Source organism: Psychrobacillus sp. 05T411, from assembly GCF_056396485.1.
In genome coordinates, this window is sequence record NZ_JBFTLO010000010.1 from 58,245 (window position 1) to 79,327 (window position 21,083).

Annotated in this window: 23 protein-coding genes and 1 pseudogene; 17 read left to right on the forward strand and 7 right to left on the reverse strand. The window is 37.0% G+C overall.

The window, feature by feature from the left end; all coding sequences use genetic code 11:
* Positions 1-130: 130 nt before the first annotated feature.
* Positions 131-904: a DUF2935 domain-containing protein gene (locus tag AC1DFT_RS10330; RefSeq protein WP_477919113.1), complete on the forward strand. Its 774-nt coding sequence runs from the start codon at positions 131-133 to the stop codon at positions 902-904.
* Positions 905-943: 39 nt separating this feature from the next.
* Here the strand turns inward: AC1DFT_RS10330 and AC1DFT_RS10335 are convergent, their stop codons facing one another.
* Both AC1DFT_RS10335 and AC1DFT_RS10340 read right to left on the reverse strand, forming a co-directional pair.
* On the reverse strand, positions 944-1,975 hold the full coding sequence (locus AC1DFT_RS10335) for a DUF4097 family beta strand repeat-containing protein (protein WP_477919114.1): 1,032 nt from the start codon (positions 1,973-1,975) through the stop codon (positions 944-946).
* Positions 1,968-2,291, reverse strand: a complete 324-nt coding sequence (locus AC1DFT_RS10340) for a PadR family transcriptional regulator (RefSeq protein WP_477919115.1) — start codon at positions 2,289-2,291, stop codon at positions 1,968-1,970. Before AC1DFT_RS10340 ends, AC1DFT_RS10335 begins: the two co-directional genes overlap by 8 nt.
* A gap of 138 nt (positions 2,292-2,429) precedes the next feature.
* Between AC1DFT_RS10340 and AC1DFT_RS10345 the strand changes: the two genes are divergently transcribed.
* The 4 genes and pseudogenes from AC1DFT_RS10345 (at position 2,430) to AC1DFT_RS10360 (ending at position 5,083) form a co-directional block, all read left to right on the forward strand.
* The gene (locus AC1DFT_RS10345; protein WP_477919116.1) at positions 2,430-2,759 is read left to right on the forward strand and encodes an MGMT family protein; all 330 of its coding nucleotides are present in this window, start codon (positions 2,430-2,432) and stop codon (positions 2,757-2,759) included.
* A 21-nt stretch (positions 2,760-2,780) separates the two neighbouring features.
* Positions 2,781-3,212, forward strand: a complete 432-nt coding sequence (locus AC1DFT_RS10350) for an NUDIX hydrolase (protein ID WP_477919117.1) — start codon at positions 2,781-2,783, stop codon at positions 3,210-3,212.
* A gap of 288 nt (positions 3,213-3,500) precedes the next feature.
* Positions 3,501-3,791, forward strand: a pseudogene (locus AC1DFT_RS10355) (DUF2975 domain-containing protein); the annotation flags it as partial.
* A 44-nt stretch (positions 3,792-3,835) separates the two neighbouring features.
* Entirely contained in the window at positions 3,836-5,083 is a 1,248-nt protein-coding gene (locus tag AC1DFT_RS10360; protein WP_477919118.1) for a DUF4153 domain-containing protein, read from the forward strand.
* 526 nt (positions 5,084-5,609) lie between these two features.
* Here AC1DFT_RS10360 and AC1DFT_RS10365 read toward each other — a convergent pair.
* Positions 5,610-6,365 (reverse strand): MerR family transcriptional regulator, encoded by a 756-nt coding sequence (locus AC1DFT_RS10365; RefSeq protein ID WP_477919119.1) that lies wholly within the window; start codon positions 6,363-6,365, stop codon positions 5,610-5,612.
* Positions 6,366-6,531: 166 nt separating this feature from the next.
* On the opposite strand from AC1DFT_RS10365, the gene AC1DFT_RS10370 reads away from it, so the two are divergent.
* Both AC1DFT_RS10370 and AC1DFT_RS10375 read left to right on the forward strand, forming a co-directional pair.
* Positions 6,532-7,119, forward strand: a complete 588-nt coding sequence (locus AC1DFT_RS10370; RefSeq protein ID WP_477919120.1) for a histidine phosphatase family protein — start codon at positions 6,532-6,534, stop codon at positions 7,117-7,119.
* Complete coding sequence (locus AC1DFT_RS10375; protein WP_477919121.1) at positions 7,119-7,613, forward strand: cupin domain-containing protein; 495 nt, start codon at positions 7,119-7,121, stop codon at positions 7,611-7,613. The genes AC1DFT_RS10370 and AC1DFT_RS10375 overlap by 1 nt, the downstream gene beginning before the upstream one ends.
* A gap of 176 nt (positions 7,614-7,789) precedes the next feature.
* On the opposite strand, the gene AC1DFT_RS10380 is transcribed toward AC1DFT_RS10375, so the two are convergent.
* Positions 7,790-8,716, reverse strand: coding sequence for a DsbA family protein (locus tag AC1DFT_RS10380; RefSeq protein ID WP_477919122.1), 927 nt, complete (start codon positions 8,714-8,716; stop codon positions 7,790-7,792).
* A 1-nt stretch (position 8,717) separates the two neighbouring features.
* Positions 8,718-9,044 (reverse strand): winged helix-turn-helix transcriptional regulator, encoded by a 327-nt coding sequence (locus AC1DFT_RS10385; protein ID WP_477919123.1) that lies wholly within the window; start codon positions 9,042-9,044, stop codon positions 8,718-8,720.
* 146 nt (positions 9,045-9,190) lie between these two features.
* Here AC1DFT_RS10385 and nagZ point away from each other — a divergent pair, with 146 nt between their 5' ends.
* Together nagZ and AC1DFT_RS10395 are read left to right on the forward strand one after the other, a co-directional pair.
* Entirely contained in the window at positions 9,191-10,840 is a 1,650-nt protein-coding gene (gene nagZ, locus AC1DFT_RS10390) for a beta-N-acetylhexosaminidase (RefSeq protein ID WP_477919124.1), read from the forward strand.
* A gap of 13 nt (positions 10,841-10,853) precedes the next feature.
* The gene (locus tag AC1DFT_RS10395; protein ID WP_477919125.1) at positions 10,854-11,627 is read left to right on the forward strand and encodes an alpha/beta fold hydrolase; all 774 of its coding nucleotides are present in this window, start codon (positions 10,854-10,856) and stop codon (positions 11,625-11,627) included.
* A gap of 55 nt (positions 11,628-11,682) precedes the next feature.
* On the opposite strand, the gene AC1DFT_RS10400 is transcribed toward AC1DFT_RS10395, so the two are convergent.
* Positions 11,683-12,390, reverse strand: a complete 708-nt coding sequence (locus AC1DFT_RS10400; RefSeq protein WP_477919126.1) for a YetF domain-containing protein — start codon at positions 12,388-12,390, stop codon at positions 11,683-11,685.
* 157 nt (positions 12,391-12,547) lie between these two features.
* Between AC1DFT_RS10400 and AC1DFT_RS10405 the strand changes: the two genes are divergently transcribed.
* Complete coding sequence (locus tag AC1DFT_RS10405) at positions 12,548-13,768, forward strand: MFS transporter (protein ID WP_477919127.1); 1,221 nt, start codon at positions 12,548-12,550, stop codon at positions 13,766-13,768.
* A 43-nt stretch (positions 13,769-13,811) separates the two neighbouring features.
* On the opposite strand, the gene AC1DFT_RS10410 is transcribed toward AC1DFT_RS10405, so the two are convergent.
* Complete coding sequence (locus AC1DFT_RS10410) at positions 13,812-14,492, reverse strand: universal stress protein (protein WP_477919128.1); 681 nt, start codon at positions 14,490-14,492, stop codon at positions 13,812-13,814.
* 364 nt (positions 14,493-14,856) lie between these two features.
* Between AC1DFT_RS10410 and AC1DFT_RS10415 the strand changes: the two genes are divergently transcribed.
* The 7 genes from AC1DFT_RS10415 to AC1DFT_RS10445 are packed head-to-tail and all read left to right on the forward strand — an operon-like array spanning position 14,857 to position 20,618.
* Positions 14,857-17,268: a Na+/H+ antiporter subunit A gene (locus AC1DFT_RS10415; protein WP_477919129.1), complete on the forward strand. Its 2,412-nt coding sequence runs from the start codon at positions 14,857-14,859 to the stop codon at positions 17,266-17,268.
* Complete coding sequence (locus AC1DFT_RS10420; RefSeq protein WP_402823171.1) at positions 17,255-17,677, forward strand: Na(+)/H(+) antiporter subunit B; 423 nt, start codon at positions 17,255-17,257, stop codon at positions 17,675-17,677. The genes AC1DFT_RS10415 and AC1DFT_RS10420 overlap by 14 nt, the downstream gene beginning before the upstream one ends.
* Positions 17,678-17,680: 3 nt before the next feature.
* Positions 17,681-18,019 carry a Na(+)/H(+) antiporter subunit C gene (locus AC1DFT_RS10425; protein WP_477919130.1) on the forward strand — a complete coding sequence of 113 codons (339 nt, stop codon included), beginning with the start codon at positions 17,681-17,683 and terminating at the stop codon, positions 18,017-18,019.
* On the forward strand, positions 18,012-19,496 hold the full coding sequence (locus AC1DFT_RS10430; RefSeq protein ID WP_477919131.1) for a Na+/H+ antiporter subunit D: 1,485 nt from the start codon (positions 18,012-18,014) through the stop codon (positions 19,494-19,496). The genes AC1DFT_RS10425 and AC1DFT_RS10430 overlap by 8 nt, the downstream gene beginning before the upstream one ends.
* A gap of 18 nt (positions 19,497-19,514) precedes the next feature.
* Complete coding sequence (locus tag AC1DFT_RS10435; RefSeq protein ID WP_477919132.1) at positions 19,515-19,997, forward strand: Na+/H+ antiporter subunit E; 483 nt, start codon at positions 19,515-19,517, stop codon at positions 19,995-19,997.
* Complete coding sequence (locus AC1DFT_RS10440) at positions 19,997-20,281, forward strand: Na(+)/H(+) antiporter subunit F1 (protein ID WP_477919133.1); 285 nt, start codon at positions 19,997-19,999, stop codon at positions 20,279-20,281. Before AC1DFT_RS10435 ends, AC1DFT_RS10440 begins: the two co-directional genes overlap by 1 nt.
* Positions 20,259-20,618, forward strand: coding sequence for a Na+/H+ antiporter subunit G (locus AC1DFT_RS10445; protein ID WP_477919134.1), 360 nt, complete (start codon positions 20,259-20,261; stop codon positions 20,616-20,618). Before AC1DFT_RS10440 ends, AC1DFT_RS10445 begins: the two co-directional genes overlap by 23 nt.
* The last annotated feature ends 465 nt before the right edge of the window (positions 20,619-21,083 follow it).

Consider the following 21,083-nt stretch of genomic DNA (forward strand, 5'->3'; position numbering starts at 1 on the left):
TTTCTACACATAATAAATTTCAAATGTTGTTTTGTAACCTTATTTATCTGCTTCTATCTTACTATCGTAACCATAGGCAAATAACCTGCATAGGATACGATGATGTTACTAACAGGAAAGAGGTGTAGTTTTGCCTTATACAGATAATTATGAGCGAGACACATTTGGGATAATCGATTTTTGGGTGCGGAATAATTTTGAGCATGGAGAATTTTTTGATCGGGAAATAAGCCATCATGAACTAGAGCTTGCTCGTGCAAATCACCAAATGGTTCAGCGGATGGGAGGCATATTTCGGCAAGCCGAATCGAAACAAGGCGATATCGTTAATTTACTAACCGAAGCGAAAAGTTCTACACATGAATTTAAGGATTTACTACTTCATACGATGGATAAAGCGCTACATTGTGAAGTGATTATCTCAACGCCGGTATCACTGCTCGATCATATGATACGAGAAGCAGATGAGGCACTACAAGTATTTAAATTGATCGAAACTGGTGCTCATATTACCCCTGCAGAAGCAACCATCCATGAAAATTATTTTTGGTTACGACAAATGCTCGATCATCTTATTTTTATAAGCCATTATGTAGATGCATCTAACTACGAGCTTCATGATGAAGTAAGGAAGAAAACAAAGAAATTTGAGAATCTATTTCTACAAGCTAATGCACTTAGAACAATCATACGACAGCCACGTAACGAAATCTCGCCGGTGTTAAATACGTTTAACCAAATGGTCATAAAAGAGGCTAAGGCATTAGAAGCATTTAAATTGGAACTAAGTGAACTCATTAAAGCATGTGCTGCTGTTACAACCGCTCCACCTAACCTGTTAGAGCATATTGCTAGAGAAGCACATCACTTGTGGAGAAACTTGGAAGAGAAAGTAGTGTTCTAGTTTAAAAATAGCTCTTTGCCGAAGCAAAGAGCTATTTTTTCAGGTCATACTTTTGTTTGCCACAGTAATTTTCCCATTATCAGAGGAAAGCCGAACAGTATTTGTGCCGTTTCCAAACACAGTACGAGAATTCTTTTCGCCAAACACACTAACCCGGCCATGATCTGTTTTAGCATGTATCGATACATCGGTTGGTTTGTTCTCTGTTTCAACTAAAATGCTACCGTTATCGGTTTCTAGCTGGATCATGCGGTCAAGGCTTGAAGTTAGAAGTGTAATTCTCCCATTGTCGGTTTTTCCGATGATATCCCCATTCACTGATTCCATTATAATTCTTCCATTATCCGTTTCCGTAATAACTTTTTCGGCATCTACATTACGCAACTCAATTCTGCCATTGTCTGTCTGAGTGGAAAGTTTATCAACTTGCACTTTATCCATTTCAATTCGCCCGTTATCTGTTTCTACTTCCAAAACAGTTGCGGCAACTTCTTTTAAGCCGATGCTGCCGTTATCGGAGGTTGCTTTAATTGTCTTACCAAGCATTTTTTCTGCGCGAATGCGGCCATTGTCTGTTTTCATAATGATTGTCGTGTATAGTTTTTTAGGAAGTGCTACATTGACTTTCATCTCTTTAATAAGGAATAAAAAGCTGAAAAACTGGAATTTCTTTGATTTTAATTGAATGGATAAAGTGTCGTTCGCAACTTCTGCAGTAAGTTTTAGTTTATCGTTTTCTCCAATTAACTCAACAATCGTTTCATCTGTTTCAGAAGGGAACACATTTAGAGAGCCATAGTCGATTTTCATCATGACATTGGAAAAATTCGTTTGTGGAATTCTAATCACTTTATTTTCAGTCGAAATTTTTTCTTGAATCGGAAACTCCACTAATTCCTGTGCAATTTCTTTCGGGGAACCGAGTGATACGGCGATATCGCTATCTGTTTTTCCATCCTCGCGACCGTTTATAAAATACTCTCTTATATCAGAAAGTATATCGTTTCGTTCTTCTGCTGAAAGTCCCACTAACGCAAGTTCTAATTCATTTAAAAACTGTTGTTCAGTCATTTTTTGCACCCTCTTCGATTAGATTGTTTACACCATTTGTGAAGCTTTTCCATTCGTTCAACTGCTCATGTAAGTATGTTCTGCCTAGTTCCGTCAGCTTATAATATTTACGCGGTGGGCCTTCTGTTGATTCCTGCAAATAAGTGGTGAAATATCCTTCCTTAGTTAGGCGTCGTAATAACGGATAAACGGAACCTTCGKAAATGGAGATTTGGTCGGATATTTTTTGGACAAGCTCATAGCCATATCGATCTTGCTTATCCAATAAAACAAGCACACAAAGATTCAGTACGCCTTTTTTAAATTGAATATTCACTTCTCGTTCACTCCTTTCACTACTGTTCAATGAATAGTACCTTTGAGAACAATATATCATACAGTATTATTCTATGCAAGGTACTGAATGAAATATTATTTTTCAGTTATAATCAAAGTAATGAAAGGATGAAAAGTGATGAACCCTTTTACAGAAAGAGTTATGGAAATTATAAAAGCGATACCACAAGGAAAAGTAATGACATATGGTCAAATTGCAAAAGAAGCCGGAAGTCCCAGGGGTGCAAGACAGGTTGTCCGAATACTTCACACGATGAGTGCAAAACACAACTTACCTTGGCATCGTGTTATCAATATTAAAGGGGAAATCGCCATTCCAGATGAAGAATCCGCCTATTCACAGCGTGCAATGCTAGAAGCAGAAGGTGTTTGCTTTCGTCCAAATGGGCTTGTAGATTTGAAAAAATCACGACATGTACCCGAAATAAATGATGTAGATCTAATCTAATAAATGAAGCGAGGAATAAAAATGTTCAAATGGCAAGGTGCAGCAGGGGTTTGTATCAATGAAAATAAGGAAATATTAATGGTTCTTCAAGCAGCTCCGGACGAAGAAAAGAAGTGGACCGTTCCATCTGGGACAGTAGAAGAAGGGGAAACATTTGAACAATGTTGTATAAGAGAGTTCTTAGAAGAAACCGGCTTTATAGTTCGTACTACAGAAAAAATACATACTAAAAGTGGCGTCATTAGCGAACATGGAATTTCTTATCATGTAGAATATTTTTTAGTGGAAATAGTGAGTGGGGAAATGACGCTTCAAGACCCAGATGAATTCATTCATGAAATCGCTTGGAAGTCATTGGAGGAAATTGCAATGATTCCTTTAGCTTATCCAGAAGATATCCACATACTTGAGCAAGTATTAAAAAATGCCCTGTTAAAGAAAGAGGTAGATTAATCGTTAATGATTGTGGAGAATAAGATTCCTATATATTTTCGCGCTAGATATTTACCTTAAAATAAATACAAGGTTGTGAAAGTGTTCCCTTAAACTGCAGGTTAGCTGTACAAGTTATAAATTTAATGGTTTAAAGTTATAGAGCATTTCTTTGAATGAGGAATGCTTTTTATTTTTGCTTTAAAAAAGTATACAATAAAAATGTTATTTAAATTAATAAAAGTTTATTGCAAAACGATAAAATTTATATTAAAATCAAAATATAAAAAAATAAGTCAGACGCTTTTTATGGAAAAAGTAACAACCTTGTTTTTAAAAATAGCTGTTATTCTTTTAGGAGTCCCAGTTCTTGCTTGGTGCATTTTTGGGGTGCCTGAGATGGCGAATCTTGTAGCAAAATTGCTTCCAGAGTTTGCTTTTATAAAATATCTCGTTTTCATCGCTTTCGATGCACCGGCGATACCTTTTTACTTTGCTTTATATCAGGCTTTCAAACTCTTACGCTATATTGACGAAAATAAAGCTTACTCCGATTTATCTGTAAAAGCTTTAAAGAAAATCCAGTACTATGCCATCACATGTGGAAGAAACTTAATGTAACAATTATTAGGGGAGGTATAACTATGGACATGAACAATTTGATTATTGAAAGTATTGATAAACCTCATGAGCTGGAGAGAATGTATAGAAAAGACCCGAAAGCTTTTAAAAAGTCATTCTCACACGCATGGGAACAAAATCCTGATTCACAGGTTCTTGGTGTTTGGTATGAAAGATTACATTTCAAGGAGACGGCAAATACAGAAAAGTCTTCCTTGCTTCAAAAAGGTTTCTTATTCATGGGCATTTTAGCCATTCTGGCCGGGATAAGCACCAGGATCATTTTCCATTTTGTCGAACAGGAAGCAATTGCTCCAATTAACTTGGCTTTTGGAATAATTCCCTTTATTGCTGCCTATTTTGTTTACAATAATACTCCGAAAAAAAGTATTATTTATTCCCTTGCAGCCTTGTTCCTGATTTCTGGGATTTATCTTAATATGCAGCCATTAAATTATAAAGACAGTATCATCCTTGCTTATTTACATCTACCCATATTCTTATGGGTATTAGTAGGGCTTGCATTTACAGGAAATGAATATTCAAAAGGCAGTACAAGATTAGCCTATATTAAATTTAATTTGGAATTTTGTATTCTCTACGCCTGCATGGCAGTTAGCGGAATGGTGTTAGCAGCATTAACCATGCAATTATTTAGCTTTGTTGGCCTGGATATAGAAGAATTTTATTTTAGTAATGTCGTTTTATTTGGTGCTGCCGCTCTCGCTATTGTGGCTGCATACCTGGTATCAATGAATCTTAAACTTGCGAAGAATATTACACCATATATAGCTAAAATTTTTAGTCCTCTTGTCCTGATCACATTGTTGGTCTATCTTATAACGGTTATATGGGTCGGAAAAAATCCATTTATGGACCGTAATTTCCTAATAGCCTTCAACGGAATACTCCTTGGTGTATTGGCCGTTACCATATTTTCCATTACCGAGAGCGACTCAGACGAGAAGAAGAACATTTCAGATTATATAAATTTTGCTTTAATTGTTCTTGCGCTTATCATTGACAGTGTGGCTTTGTCAGCCATCGTGTTCAGACTTTCTTCTTATGGGATTACGCCTAATAGAATTGCTGTTTTAGGAGTAAACATACTTATCTGGGCAAATCTAATTTGGATTATGCTCTCCTATATGCGTTTTCTACAAAACAAATCCGGACCTTCAACAATCCAAGGTGCAGTTACTAAGTATTTGCCGGTCTACGGACTTTGGGCAGCTTTCGTTATATTTACTTTTCCTATAATTTTCAATTAGAAAAGTTCTGTGAATGTAACGAAAAGCTAATCTTCTATAAAGTATAAAATCCTTAGAGCCGATATTATGTAGCTTTTTATACAGAGTTGCATAATATCGGCTTATTTTTATTACTTGTTGTTTTACTTTCGGGATTTAATGATAATGAGAAATCAGTTAGTAATTATTATTTATCATTAATGGGAGAAAGTCAGACCTGGAATTTAACTGGATACGAAGTTGTGATAACACCAAAACGTTTAAAGCGGGTACTGAAACTATACATGTGAAAAATGGAAATAAATCTAGTAATAGTTCAAATTTAAGCATACAACAATTTGAAGTACGAAAATTTTCCATATGATTTTCAACTGACTCAATCATTAATCATTTCTTTATTAGGAGCTAACAGAAATTGTCAACATTTAATAATAAGGACAATATCCAAAAAGAATCCATTAGTAACATTATGGATTCTTTTGGATTAGGACTAGAATTTAGAAATTGGTGCGAACTTAGTCTTCTTGATGTTTGCAAAGTCTTAGTGTTATTTTGTAAAAATGTGCACAGCATCTCTTAAAAACACCGCCGCACCAGGCTGTATCTTATCGTAGTAAGCAGTAAATCGTTCATCATCCACATACATTTGTGCAAGACCAGCATGGGCTTCTTTCGTATATTGATCCCAGTAAAAGCTCAGCCATTGACGGTGCAAATCTGCTGTCTTTTGTGCAAGTTCTCCTGCTGGATCACCAGTTGCTATTGCCGCTTTTAAATTCAAAGCTAGTTTTTCTTCTAACTTCGTCACTTCTTCATACTGTGCTTGTGTCATTCCTTTTACTTTAGCATTCGATTTTTTGACAGTATTCTCGCCATATTTTTCTCGAATTTCTTTCCCGTATTTTTGCTCGTTATCATCCACAAGCTTTTGTTTGAACCCTTCAAATTTTTCTTTGTCCGTCATGATAATCTTCCTTTCTGTTAATTGAATGGATTTATCCACATTTTCGATTAATAAATCTAATTGTGCTCTCTTTTCTAGCAGCTTTTCCCGATGTTCCTTTAAAGCAGTTGCCCCGTCGAATTCTTCTGAAGTCATTATTTCTTTAATACTATCTAAACTCACCCCAAGCTCCCGGTAAAACAAAATTTGCTGTAGTCGATCTACTTCTGCAGAACCATAAATTCGATAACCCGATGAATTGATCCGTGCTGGTTTTAGTAAGCCGATTTCATCATAGTAGCGAAGTGTCCGTGTGCTTATTCCTGCTAACTGACCAAGCTTTTGTATGGTATATTCCACTACATCACCTCCTAATATCTACAGTCTAAACCTTGACGTTGCGTGAAGGTCAAGTCGAAATTAATAAAAAAGTCGATTCAACCTATCTTTTAAAAGTGTTGCCGAAAGAGCGTTTTCGTAGTAAATTTCAGTAAAGAGTTAAAGAAAAAGCAAAGGGGCTTATTACATGACAACAATCGGTTTTATAAGACACGGTGTAACAGCATGGAATAAAGAAGGGCGAGCTCAAGGAAGCACCGATGTGCCGCTTGATGAAGAGGGTATTGAAATGGCTAAGCGTGTTGCGAGTAGAATGCAACATGAAGAGTGGGATGTTATTTATACAAGCCCTTTAATCCGCGCAAAAAGAACGGCAGAAATAATTTCCGAAAAACAAGCCACAATCGATTTTCTTATAGACAAACGTTTAGGTGAAATTGGTGGCGGAATCATTGAAGGTACTACAGAAGCCGAGCGAGTAGCGAAGTGGGGTCCTGAATGGAGGAAGCAAGACATTGGTTTTGAACCGGAGGAAACGATTATTTCTAGAGGGATGTCCTTTATCGAAGATGTGAAAGAAGCACATCCTGGTAAAAGGGTTTTAGTCGTAAGTCATGGCGGATTTATCGGACGACTTTTACATGCACTTATTCCAAAAGGGGAATTTGCAAAAGATATAGGGAACACTTCAGTTACTATAGTAGAGCTTCAAGATAATGAAAACTTATGTCATCTATTTAACTGTACAAAACATTTGGAAACGAGAGAAGTTTAATGCATAAAGATGCGAAATATTATATACAACACTTAGGTTTAGAAGCCCATCCGGAAGGTGGATATTTTAAAAGTACACATGCTTCTGAAGAAACACTCGATGCCTTTGGAGCAACTCGAAAGCATTATACAAGTATTTATTTTTTGTTAGGAGAAGGAGACATATCGCATTTCCACCGATTAAAGTCAGATGAACTATGGTACTTCCACGGTGGGAGTTCGCTAATTGTACATGTGATTGATGAAGAAGGAAATTATGTCGAGCATAAGTTAGGGCTAGATATCGAAAATGGGGAATACCCTCAAGTCCTTGTTCCACGAAACTCTATATTTGGCTCATCGGTTGTGGCTAATGGAGCGTTTTCGCTTGTAGGATGTATGGTGTCCCCTGGTTTTGATTTTGAAGACTTTGAGCTTTTCACGCAAAGAGAGTTATTAGAGAAATATCCACAACATGAGCAAATTATTCGGAAGATGGCTTATGAGAAATTGTAAAAAAACGGATAAGGGAGACAGAAATGCTTGTGAAAGCAACTAACCCTACAGCGAAAGCAACCAAATAATACGGAGCAGCAACCAATTCACCATAAAGAGCAATCAATCCAGCTACAAGAGCAACCAAACGCAAAAAATGTCCTTGAGTCTAAGCTACTCGAGGACATTTGCGCTTTTTATTTCAGTTTTATATATTTCTCCCCAAGCACTTTTTCTACCACATAGCTATCCGCAACTAATTCTTTTTCCACAAATGCTGTAACATCTGATTGTGCTAAACTATAAAGTTCTTCGATTTCACGAGAGAATAATAGTCCTTCTTTTTGCAATACATGTTGTAATGTATCCACTGCTTTTGGTTGAATGTTTTCTTCTGGCAGTATTTGCTTCAAAGCTTGCACGTAATTGTCATAAGGGCGAGCTCCTACGACTTTTACCCCTTTTTGTTCTTCATTTAAGAAAATGATTGTTGGGAAGCCACGTACACCTAGTCGACTTGCCATGATAAAATCTTCTTGCAAACTTTCCTGTGCTGCTGGAAGATGAGATTCTTTTACGATTTCTTCTCCGTTTAGACCGATGCTGTTAACGATGTCGATTAGTAATTGGTCGTTACTAATATTTTTATTGAACGGGAATACGGCTTCTCTTGCTTTTCTCAAAAAGACAGGAGCTAAGCTTGCATCTTTTTGTTGCACCACTTTATATACACGGGACGGAATGTAAGACGAAGTAATCGGATCCTCGAACCAGAAGCTACCGTCGATTGGCATACGTGTATGATCACCGACCTCACGCCAGTGCCCTGCTACGTCACCAGGTCCGGAAATTCCATTGGATACATCGGCGAATCCGTCCCATTTTTCGAGCAAGCCTCCCATTAATGTATGCAGATTGACATACTGACCGTACTCTTCCATAAACTTACGTAATGCCGGTTCTAATGCCCAGCAATGCGAGCAAATTGGATCAGTTACATAATATAGATCGATTTTTTTAGTTGGTGCAGTTAAATCGATTAGTTCCATTTCGGAATTTCCTTCTCCTGCTGGTCCACAAATACCTGTTTCTAAATCACACATCATGGAATTATTATTCGTCATGTTATTTCCCCTTTTCTAAAGTAATATGTTGTTTTGCCCAAGCATGTACCGGTTTAAGTGCTTCTGCAAGTTCTTGACCGGCAACAGATAAATGGTAAGAAATTTGGATAGATGGCTCTACTGTTGTTTTTTTCTCCACTAGCCCGTGTTCTGCAAGTTCTGTCAGCTTAAGTGACAATGCACGGGGCGTGATATCGGTTAAATCCTTTTTCATATCCGAGAAATGGGCGCAATAATTGGGACAATTAAATAAGTAATGAACGATTAAACCGTTCCAACGTCTTCCTAGTATTTCAAAGGATGATTCTAAATATGGACAAATTTTCATAGGATTTCTCCCTCTTTTCTATTTCATTATATGGTGGTATAAAAAATATATCAAGTATAATAATTATATTTAAAATAATAAAGGTATAAAGGCAACGATTATAGAATGGAGAATTAGGGAAAACCAATAAGAAGGAGGGTTCTTGCATGACAAAAAAAGTTGGACTCATTTTCTTATTATTTATTATGATCTCGATTATTGTGATGGTGATGGAAGATAAAGATAAAACAAAGGAAACAATCGATCAAGAAAAACAATCTAATGTTGAAGTACCAGAGGCAGAATCACTTGTTGCGCTTGTCTTTGAGCTTGCGTCAAAAGGTCAAGTATTGGATGTACCGTTTATCGCAGGAAAAACGGGTATACAGGAAGTGTATGAATTATGGGGGGAATCGGCAAAGAAAAGTGACTTGGCCACAGCAATATATGAAGATTATCCGTCCAAAAAAGCTACGATTGGTCATCAGACTGAAATTGTATTTGATATTAGATCTAACTCAGAAGCTATCCAGCAAATACGTTTAACGGATATTGAAGCAGTTCAAGGAGAAGCAGATGAAATTAAATATGATGAGGCTGGACTACTAATACTCATTTATGAAGTAGAATCGAATTACCAACTAAAGTGGATTATTCCGAAACCAACAGAAAGTGAACCGAACCCACTAGTCGATCATATCTCTGTTGTTACAGACGCAGTTGAAACAGTTGTACAAGAAAATCCAGTCATAAGTGAGATGACCTTAAAAGAAAAAATAGGTCAAATGATTTTTGCTGGAGTGGAAGGAACTACCTTCTCCGAAGAGACAAAACGACTAGTTTCAACAGACAAAGTAGGTGGGCTCATTTTTTATAAAAATAATCTAAAAGATGTAAATGAAACAACTACATTATTAAACGCCATAAAAAAAGAAAGTGAAAATGAAAAGTTTCCATTATTTTTAGGTGTCGATCAAGAAGGCGGTAGAATTTCCCGATTACCGGGACTGAGCAAGTTACCGACAAATAAGGAAATCGGGAAACTAAATGATCCTTCTTATTCTTATAGAATTGGTACTCACTTAGGAAAAGAAATGAAGGCATTTGGTTTTAATCTCGATTTTGCACCTGTGCTGGACGTAAATAGTAATCCAAAAAATCCAGTGATTGGAGATCGGTCATATGGAGATAATGTAGATATTGTAAGTGACCTTGGTATTCAAACGATGAAAGGTATTCAAAGTGAACATGTTATTTCGGTTGTGAAGCATTTTCCTGGTCATGGTGACACGGCTGTGGATTCCCATTTAGAATTGCCGATTGTGGAGAAAAGCCTAGAGGATTTGGAAAAGCTTGAATTGATTCCGTTTAAACGTGCGATGGAAGAAGGTGCCGATGTTGTAATGGTTGCGCATATTTTATTGCCAAAAATAGATTCTGAATTTCCATCTTCTTTGTCGCATGAAATTATTACTGGCATACTAAGAGACCAACTCCAGTTTGACGGTGTCGTGATGACAGACGATATGACGATGAAAGCTATCATAGATAATCATGAAATTGGTCAAGCAACTGTCCAAGCAGTAAAAGCAGGAAACGATATTGTGTTAATCGCACATGAATATGATAATGTGCTAAAAGCGATAGAGGCTATTGAAAAATCAGTAAACGACGGCGAAATTTCAGAGGAAAGAATTAACGAAAGTGTACACCGCATTCTTGCGCTAAAAGAAAAATACAAATTATCAAGTAAGGAAGTAACAGCAGTCGACATACAGAAGCTCAATGAAGCTGTGAAACAATTATCGATCAAATAAGGAGATGAGCGTAATGAATATTCAAGTTAATCAAGCAGATGTAGCATACAGAGAAGAAGGAAATGGGGAACCGATCCTACTCATTCATGGATTTTGTGGGAGCTCGGATTATTGGGATAATATTTTCGAAGAACTTGCACAAACGAACCGAGTGATTGCATTAGACTTGCCTGGCCACGGAAGTTCGGCTGTGCAGGAAAATATTAAAGAAATAGAGCAATATGCTACTTTTATAAAAGATTTTATGGATGCAATAAAAGTCGATCAAGTAACGATGTTCGGGCATTCATTAGGAGGTTATATTACACTTGCATTTGCAGAAAAATATAATGAGCGTTTAAAGGGTTTCTCGTTAATCCATTCTACGGGCTTTCCGGACTCAGAAGAAGCAAAAGAAGGAAGAGATGCTTCTGCGCATAAAATAGATTCAGAAGGAATGAAAGCATTTATAAATGGACTAGTGCCGAAATTATTTTCCCCAAGCCATTTGGACAGTCATTTAAAGGAAATAACGGAAGTGAAAAAAATTGGCTATTCCACTTCTCCTGTTGGAGCCAAAAATGCACTGATTGCCATGAAAAATCGAATAGATCGTCGAGAAGTTTTAGAAAATACAACTCTACCAGTGTTATTAATAGCTGGAGAAAAGGATCAATTGATACCTTCCGAAAAGGTTTTTACAGCAAACGGAAAGTATATAAAACAAGTATTATTAAATGATGTAGGCCATATGAGTATGTATGAAGCTCCAACAGATTTAATACGAGCAATAATGGAATTTAAGTAAAAAAAAGGGCGAGCTCGTCGCTCGCCCGCTAAAAGATAAACACTATAGCAACTTTTCAAATCCCATTTTTCCTTAAGCTAATATATAAAGAGCCATTCGTTTGAAGTTGTGCGTAAAAAACGTCACTGACTGATTCGACCCCATGTTTTCGAAGTTTTTTCATTACCCAATCCTCTGTTAAATCGAGTTCCTTCAAGTTTTTTTGAACAATTTTCCCATCTGAAATAATTTCAGAAGGCATAAATGCCGGAAGGGATACATCCGCCTTGACGTCCAACTTTGTTGCTTCTTGTTGGGCCACTTTTTTAAAGACACTTAACTCTCCATTTGTTTCAAGTACGGCATAATGCACATCTTGAACAGAGAAAATAGATTGTTCTCTTAACATCATTAACACATCGTCCATATGCAGGCGAGCCGACTTCAACGATTTAACGGAAATCTCCCCATCCTTTATAATAATTGTAGGTTCATCGTCGACAAGAACACGTAATTTTGTTGATTTTAATGAAATATAACTCATAAACAATGTAAGAAGGGTCCACCATATTAGTGAGATAAGACCATCAAGAAAAGGTGTTTCTTTTTGCGAAGCAATTTCCGCAGCAATGGATCCAAATGAAATTCCTGTAATGTAGTGGAAAAATGTAAGTTGGCTAAGTTGTTTCTTACCAAGAGCCCTCGCTAATACTAACAATGCAAAAAAGGAAATAGTCGTCCTAAGAATCATTTCCCAAAAGTTCAATTCGAAAAACGTATCCATATTTCTGTACAAGCTCCTCTATAAATAACTTTTTTTTAGTATAACCTTGAAGCTTGCATCTATCCGTATGAATAAAAATGTAATCATATTATGAAAATTTGCGCTATAATGAGTTTACTGTTATTATCTCGAGCGTAGAAAGAGTGTGATATGTAAAATGACGACCGGAAGTGCTTCGAATAGATTAGGAACTCCAGTTTATCCAATTATGTTTGCGATTGGTCTTTGCCACTTATTTAATGATTCACTACAAGCTGTCATTCCGGCCATGTTCCCAATACTTAGAAATGAAATTGGCTTAACGTTTACCCAACTAGGGTTAATATCTTTTATGTTAAATATCGTGGCCGCAACATTACAGCCTGTTGTAGGCTTTATAAGTGATAAAAAACCGATGCCTTATGCACTTCCACTTGGAATGACTAGTTCTTTTATTGGAATGGCAGGACTTGCGTTTGCCCCTGAATATTGGATAATTTTAGTGTCGGTTATTTTTCTAGGGCTTGGTTCTGCGGTTTTTCATCCTGAAGGATCAAGGGTTTCGTTTATGGCAGCAGGTTCTAAAAGAGGACTTTCTCAGTCGATTTATCAAGTAGGGGGAAACTCTGGACAAGCACTTGCTCCATTAATAAGTGCATTTATCCTTGTACCACTTGGTCAAAAGGGAGCCGCGCTTTTTTTAGTTGTTGCAGCTGTTGGTATTTTCATCTTATCCAAAATTTCGGCTTGGTATAAAAAACAGCTGGAAGAAGAAAGTTTAGCGAAGAAGAAAAAGACGCTCCTTTCATCGTTACCGGAACTTTCTAAAAAGCAGGTAGGAATTGCATTAAGCCTTTTAATGGTTATTATTTTTGCAAGATCTTTTTACGTGACGAATATGACAAGCTTTTACATATTTCATTTAATAGAGAATTATGATTTTACGATGCCAAAAGGACAAGTGTTTATATTTATCTTCCTTGCGCTTGGAGCAGTTGGGACGTTTTTTGGGGGACCGTGGGCAGATAGATTCGGAAGAAAGAATGTTATTTTACTTTCGGTACTTGTACCGATCCCACTCTCGTTGATATTGCCCTATGTTCCTATTTGGGCGGTTGTCATTTTACTAATTTTGATCGGTTTCTTCATCATGTTAAGTTTTTCCGTAACTGTCGTGTATGCGCAAGAGCTTGTGCCGAGTAAAATCGGAACGATGGCAGGGCTAACTGTTGGACTCGCGTTTGGGATGGGAGCCTTAGGAGCGGTAGTTATCGGTATTTTAATGGACCAGGTCGGAGTTTATATAACGATGATTATTGTTTCTATATTGCCAATCATAGGACTCGTAGCGTTCGCATTGCCAAGAGACCGTAAAATTACTCTTGCATCAAATAAATAAAGTAGCTAGATTGAAAAAAGGGAAACTCCTAGGAGTCTCCCTTTTATAATTTTACACTACAGCCATCGGGTACTTGAGATGAGTCTGTAACTAAATTATCTTGTATATGGACCTGATGCATTTTGTTGTTATGCATAAACTTGAAAATCCCATTGTCGAAGTCTGTTCCTATTTCTTTAAAGAATATGCCTTCTTGGCACATGTTTTTAGCACAAGTGAAAGAAACTTTATAGGAGTCTCCGTCCGTAACTAAATAGGCGCGGACTCCTTTTTCAAATATGCCTTCTTCTTCATCCTTTATAGAACGTTCAACTGATACTACATGGAAATCAACGAAAGGAACTTCTCTTAACAAAACATTCATAAAAGAACCTTTTGTGATTTCTTCCCATCTGCTTTGAGCTGTTTGTCCAATAATTATTTGTGTAATATTAAGTTGATGAGCAACTTCTTTAATAACTTTCGGAGAAGAACGTTTTTCGTTATCACGAATGATAAATTCTTCTACTTCCAATTCCTCTGCTAGGTTTTTCCAATCCTCAATATATCCAGATCTTTCAGCGTCGAACGCATCATATGGAAGTGGGTCAACAGTTAGAATATAAAGCGGGCAATCTAGCATGCTTGCCATCTTATGACCTCTTCTGATCAGTCGTTCTCCATTCGGGCCGTAGTATACGCAGACAAGTATACTTTCATCCATTCGACCTTTTCTGTGTTTCACGGTTGTCTACACCTCGTTTTTATTAATTAATTTTCATCTATCTACATGCATGTTCTAGTCAAAATGTTCTGCCTATGTTCACATCAAGTGCAGTGTATAGTTCTTTCGTGTATAATTTAACGTATATATTCGATAATATATATCTATACGTTCATCAATCATTTATATGAAAAGCATACTAAGTGCTTTTCGCTTAAACAGGCAATGTTAAACACCCCGAATTCTTCCGAAGTACTATAAGGACCTCATATGGATTCCTATTATGCTACTAGTTACTAGGATAGTCAAGTATCCCTTTCAAATGAAATAATTCTTTCAAAACTGAAGGTTCCCACAATACGTTTTGGAAATAGGAGGCTACAATTTGTTTTCAGTTACTTTAGCTATTATTATTCCTTTTGTAATAGCCGCACTCGTGCCATTCATTTATAGGCGTTTCAAATTTTTACATATCGGATGGCTAGTTATGTTAGTGCCTATTACGTTATTTATTATGCTTGCTAGGTTGATCCCCTCGGTAGCAGGCGGTAAAACATATATCCATACATACAATTGGATTCCCTCGTTCAACATTAACTTCACTACTTATTTGGATGGTTTAAGTATGATATTGGGATTACTTATTACCGGTGTAGGTAGTTTGGTGATTCTCTATTCTATTTTTTATCTTTCTACTAAAGAGTCACTTCAACATTTTTATTGCTATCTTTTACTATTCATGGGTGCCATGCTTGGTGTCGTGTTTTCCGATAACTTAATGGTATTATATGTGTTTTGGGAACTTACAAGTGTTTCTTCTTTCCTATTAATTGCATTTTGGAATCATCGTAAGGCATCGAGACATGGAGCACAAAAGGCAATGCTTATTACGGTAAGTGGTGGGATTGCGATGCTCGTCGGGTTCATAATGCTTCATACAATGACCGGTTCTTTTAGTATACGTGAAATTATAGCAAATGTAGGGGACTTTACGGATCATGCGTTATTTATCCCTGCGATGATTTTAGTATTGCTCGGGGCATTTACTAAATCCGCTCAGTTTCCTTTTCATATTTGGTTGCCGGATGCCATGGAAGCACCGACACCTGTTAGTGCATATTTACATTCTGCAACAATGGTGAAAGCCGGAATTTATTTAGTTGCTCGTTTTACTCCAGTTTTTGGTGGAGATCAGATTTGGTTTTGGACTGTAAGTGGTGTCGGCATGATTACGCTATTTTGGGGGTCATTTAATGCCGTTCGTCAAACTGATTTAAAAGCATTATTAGCTTATTCTACTGTTAGTCAGCTTGGCCTGATTATGAGTTTACTTGGACTGGGTTCCATTGCCTTGCAGTTTGGTTATTCTGAGGAATCTATTATTTATACACAGGCTACATTTGCAGCTTTGTTTCATCTAATCAATCACTCCACGTTTAAAGGTGCACTATTTATGGTCGTCGGGATTGTCGATCATGAGCTTGGTACCCGAGATATCCGCCGCTTAGGTGGATTAATGACTTTTATGCCATTTACTTTTACTGTAGGAGTCATTGGAAGCTTATCGATGGCCGGATTACCATTGTTTAATGGATTTTTGAGTAAGGAAATGTTTTTTGCAGCAACTATTCAAATAATGAATGCAGATATACTCTCTTTGCAATCGCTCGGAATTATTTTCCCGATTGTCGCTTGGATAGCGAGTGTATTTACATTCATTTACTGTATGATTATCATCTTCAAAACATTTCTTGGACCAGTTCAACCAGAGAAATTGGATAAGCCCATTCATGAAGCGCCAATGGGAATGCTTATTTCTCCGATCATTTTAAGTGTGTTCGTTGTAGGCATTTTCTTCTTCCCGAATCTTTTGGGAGCTTATATACTGAAGCCAGCAATGGCGAGTGTTTATCCGACATTTGGTGATGCAGCAAATCTCACGCCGCATATTTCTGCATGGCACGGGATTAAGCCGGAATTACTCATGACAATTGGTGTTATTTTAGTTGGATTGTTATTATATCGGGTTCTCAAAAAGTGGAAGCCGGTTTATGGGTTATTATCTTCTAGATTTACGCTAAATGCATTCTATGATAACTTTTTATCGTTTGCGGAAAGTAAATCAACCGTTGTGACAAACAAATATATGACCGGTTTGTTAAGAGACTATTTAGTCTATATTTATACATTCTTCATATTAACAGTAGGTGGGTTCTTCTTTTATTCTGGGGCATTCACACTTAACTTTACAATGGATGTAAGGATTAGGGCATATGAAGTTATTTTGGTAGGAGTAATGGCGATTGCTGCAGTGGCAATGTTATTTGCGAAATCACGTATGACGGCAACCTTGTTAAATGGGGTTTTAGGATATTCGATTGCCATCTTTTTTGTTATTTTCCGAGCACCAGACTTAGCGTTAACACAGTTGGTGGTGGAATCGATTACGACTGTATTGTTCCTTTTAGCTTTCTCCCATTTACCTGATTGGAAAAAGGAGAGAGTCCCTGCAAAAACAAAGTTGACAAATGCAGTAATTTCAGTAGGAACTGGAGCAGTTGTCGTATTGGTCGCGCTTTCGGTATTAAATTATAATCGATTTGATTCGATTTCCGCATTTTTTGAGGATGCCTATGAATTAGCAGGTGGTGCAAATATCGTTAACGCTATTTTAGGAGATTTCCGTGGATTCGATACAATGCTTGAAGTAGTAGTTCTCTTTATAGCTGGCTTAGGTGTTTACACCATGATTAAGCTAAGAGCGAAAAAGGGGGATGAAAAAATTGAAAATAAATGATGTCATCTTGCGCACAGTTACAAAAATTGTCGTATTTATCATCTTAACATTCGGTGTGTATTTGTTCCTTTCGGGGCACAATACCCCAGGTGGAGGATTTATCGGCGGATTGGTATTGGCGTCCGCAATTGTACTTTTGTATCTATCACATGATATCGAAACGGTTCAAAAAAGTTTGCCGCTCGATTTTAAGCTTGTTGCAGCATTTGGTGTGTTACTTGCAACTGGCACAGGATTTGGTTCTTTGCTATTAGGTGTTCCTTTCATGTCGCAAACATTTGCTTATTTTGACTTGCCTGTGTTTGGTAAAACGGAGCTTACGACAGTAACGATTTTTGAAGCTGGAGTGGCACTTGCAGTAGTTGGTGTAGTTGTAACAATAATTTTAAGCATAAGTGAGGAGGAATAGACTATGGAAACGTTAATAATATTACTAATCGGTGTATTAGTTGCCGTTGCTACGTATTTAATCCTCTCTCGAAATATTATTCGTGTAATTTTAGGCACTGCAGTACTTTCCCATGCAGTTCATTTGCTTATCTTAACGTTGGGCGGTTTGAAAACAGGAAATGTCCCATTGTTAACGGAAGCAGATCCACCCTATACAGATGCTTTGCCACAAGCATTAATATTAACAGCAATTGTTATAAGTTTTGCGGTAACGGCATTCATACTCGTATTAGCGTATCGCGCATATCAAGATATTGGGTCGGATGATCTAAATGCATTGAGAGGGACAAATGATGAATAATATAATTGTACTGCCTTTAATAATCCCAATCATAGTTGGGGTTATACTTGTGTTCATTCGACCATTCGTCAAAACACAACGCGTGATTAGTTTAGTGACGATGTTAGGTTTGGCTGGGATTAGTTTATATATATTGAACAAAATACAAACAGAGGGTATTCTTCGATTAGACTTTGGCGGCTGGGAACCTCCGTTTGGTATTCTTTTTGTGGCAGACTCGTTTGCCATGTTATTTGTATTAACGGCTAATATAGTAACTGCAATTTGTCTTATCTATGCTTTTTCTTCCATTGGAGAAAGTCATGAGAAAATGTTCTTTTATCCCTTTGTTTTATTCTTAATTGCTGGTGTAAATGGCTCATTTCTAACTGGCGATTTGTTTAACCTATTCGTCTGTTTTGAAGTGATGCTTCTTGCTTCTTACGTGTTAGTCACTTTAGGCGGGAAAAAAGCGCAGCTTAGAGAATCTATTAAGTACGTAGTTATTAATATACTTTCTTCTTGGTTTTTCTTAGTTGCACTTGCCTATTTGTACGGAACGTTAGGTACGCTGAATATGGCCCATCTGTCAGAAAGAGTAGCAGAAGCGGGACAGGGTCCATTGCTCACAACAATTAGTATTCTATTTTTAATCGTTTTTAGTTTAAAAGCAGGTTTATTGTTGTTCTTCTGGTTACCTGGTTCATATAGCGTACCTCCAACAGCAATTGCAGCATTGTTTGGTGCATTACTAACAAAGGTTGGTATTTATGCTCTATTTCGTACTTTTACGCTCATTTTCTATCATGAACCTTCGATTACACATACATTGATAGGAATTATGGCGGGAGTAACCTTAGTTGTTGGATGTATAGGTGCGATTGCTTATAAAGATGTTCGTTTAATCGCTTCTTACAATGTAGTTATTGCGGTTGGATTTATATTAGTCGGATTAGCTGTTGCAACTCAAACAGCCTTAGAAGGTTCTATCTATTATGTAATGCACGATATGGTTGCAAAAGCCATGCTATTTTTAATAGCTGGTACGATGATTACTTTAACTGGAAAAACGAAAATTGATGAAATAAGTGGGTTAATTAGAAACTATCCTCTATTCGGTTGGATGGTGTTTATAGTTACTTGTTCACTTGCTGGAATACCACCACTTAGTGGTTTTGTAGGTAAAATATTGGTAGGACAAGGCGCAATAGAATCTGGTTCTTACATTTTACTAACACTTGCTTTTATATCAAGTATTGTGGTCTTATATTCACTTCTTCGAATCTTTTTGAAGTCAATATTTGGAGAAACAATTATTAGTCCGGATGATGAAGTACCATTGAAAAAAGGAATGATTATCTCTATAGTGTTGCTTGCCATTGGTACAATATCCCTTGGACTCGGAGCAGAATTTATATCAGGGTATGTAAGTAATGCAGCACATACACTATCTAACCCTTCTGTTTATATTGACGCAGTATTTGATGGAAATAAGTAATGGGAGAGGTGATGACTAGTGCCGGCACAGTTTTTATTTAATTTATTTATAGCGTTTCTCTGGATGCTACTACAGGATGAAGATGAGCTAAAAATTACAACCTTTTTGGCTGGATTCATCGTTGGGATTGTTATTATTTTCTTAATGCATCGTTTTTTCGGTACTCAATTTTATTTAAGAAGATTGTACTCGATTATTAAACTAATTTTTATATTTATATCTGAATTGGCTGCGTCCAGTATATTAATAATTAAGCAAATATTAAGTCCGAAGCTAAAGATAAAACCAGGAATTTTTACTTATAAAACGGAACTTAAAGGAGATTGGGAAATAACGACACTTGCGATGTTGCTCACGCTGACACCGGGATCCGTCGTAATGGAAGTAAATCCAGCTGGGGATATGTTCTATATTCATGCGATGGATATAGAGCAATCCAAAGCAGATGTTTTACGATCCATTACAAAGTTTGAAAAAGCAATTATGGAGGTGACACGCTAATGGTAGAGAAGATACTTCTTGTAGCACTTGCCTTATTTGCCTTTTCCATTGCAATCGCGTTAATTCGTATTATTAAAGGGCCATCTATGCCAGACCGAGCGGTTGCGTTAGATATGATTGGTGTGAATTTAATCTCGATGATTGCTGTTATCTCCATAGTGCTAAAAACGAAAGCCTTTTTAGAAGCAATTCTCATTTTAGGAATACTTGCTTTCATTAGCACGATTGCCATTTCCAAGCATGTGGAGAGGGGGGTTATCGTTGAACGTAAATCAGACAATTGAGTTAGGAGCGGCTTTGCTCATATTGCTAGGTAGTATCATGAGTGTAATTAGTGCACTTGGGATAATTCGCCTGCCTGATGTATACACGAGATCCCATGCGGCTACGAAAAGTTCGACATTAGCTGTATTATTGAGCCTTTCAGGTGCATTTATCTACTTCTGGGTGCATGAAGGTTTTATCAGTGTACGATTACTTCTCGGAATTGTTTTTGTGTTTTTAACAGCACCTGTTGCGGGACATCTCATTACCCGTGCTGCTTATCGGGCTAGAGTGAAGCTTACAAATAGTTCCTCCGATGATGAACTGAAGGAAGTACTCTTTCCGGAGGATAAATAGTTTTAAGAATAGAAGCGGGTACTTTAAAAGGTAATTTTAAAGTGTTTGCTTCTTTTTGCTTTTGGGAATTATAAAGTAGAAGGTATGTCGTTATTTGGTGATAATGCGTCGCAAGATATCCGCTAGCCTTCTCGCTTGCCGCACCCCGCGGAAAGCGTCCGCCCTGTAGCGGAAATCCTGGTGGACACTTCGTAAGACGCATTATCCCTATATTGCATAGGTTATCCCCAGTTAGAGTCTTCCGAAAGACAGACTTACTYAAATTCCACTTGTATTTTTTACAAATGAATATTATTCCAATAAAATAAATGTTCGATCAATTGAGATTAATAWATTGCATTCTGATTAAATCCATAGTATTATCAAATACTGATATATTGCATACAGAAGTGATGTAGAAAAATCATTTGTATAGCATTCATCTTAGAGAACATTCTACATACAACAAGAAATGATTATTTCTTA

Excerpts from the sequence above, each read along its gene's own strand:
- AC1DFT_RS10335 (WP_477919114.1), bottom strand. The coding sequence starts at position 1,975 with ATGACTGAACAACAGTTTTTAAATGAATTAGAACTTGCGTTAGTGGGA.
- AC1DFT_RS10345 (WP_477919116.1), top strand. The coding sequence starts at position 2,430 with ATGAACCCTTTTACAGAAAGAGTTATGGAAATTATAAAAGCGATACCA.
- AC1DFT_RS10350 (WP_477919117.1), top strand. The coding sequence starts at position 2,781 with ATGTTCAAATGGCAAGGTGCAGCAGGGGTTTGTATCAATGAAAATAAG.
- AC1DFT_RS10360 (WP_477919118.1), top strand. The coding sequence starts at position 3,836 with ATGGACATGAACAATTTGATTATTGAAAGTATTGATAAACCTCATGAG.
- AC1DFT_RS10370 (WP_477919120.1), top strand. The coding sequence starts at position 6,532 with ATGACAACAATCGGTTTTATAAGACACGGTGTAACAGCATGGAATAAA.
- AC1DFT_RS10375 (WP_477919121.1), top strand. The coding sequence starts at position 7,119 with ATGCATAAAGATGCGAAATATTATATACAACACTTAGGTTTAGAAGCC.
- AC1DFT_RS10380 (WP_477919122.1), bottom strand. The coding sequence starts at position 8,716 with ATGACGAATAATAATTCCATGATGTGTGATTTAGAAACAGGTATTTGT.
- AC1DFT_RS10385 (WP_477919123.1), bottom strand. The coding sequence starts at position 9,044 with ATGAAAATTTGTCCATATTTAGAATCATCCTTTGAAATACTAGGAAGA.
- nagZ (WP_477919124.1), top strand. The coding sequence starts at position 9,191 with ATGACAAAAAAAGTTGGACTCATTTTCTTATTATTTATTATGATCTCG.
- AC1DFT_RS10395 (WP_477919125.1), top strand. The coding sequence starts at position 10,854 with ATGAATATTCAAGTTAATCAAGCAGATGTAGCATACAGAGAAGAAGGA.
- AC1DFT_RS10400 (WP_477919126.1), bottom strand. The coding sequence starts at position 12,390 with ATGGATACGTTTTTCGAATTGAACTTTTGGGAAATGATTCTTAGGACG.
- AC1DFT_RS10405 (WP_477919127.1), top strand. The coding sequence starts at position 12,548 with ATGACGACCGGAAGTGCTTCGAATAGATTAGGAACTCCAGTTTATCCA.
- AC1DFT_RS10425 (WP_477919130.1), top strand. The coding sequence starts at position 17,681 with ATGGAAACGTTAATAATATTACTAATCGGTGTATTAGTTGCCGTTGCT.
- AC1DFT_RS10430 (WP_477919131.1), top strand. The coding sequence starts at position 18,012 with ATGAATAATATAATTGTACTGCCTTTAATAATCCCAATCATAGTTGGG.
- AC1DFT_RS10440 (WP_477919133.1), top strand. The coding sequence starts at position 19,997 with ATGGTAGAGAAGATACTTCTTGTAGCACTTGCCTTATTTGCCTTTTCC.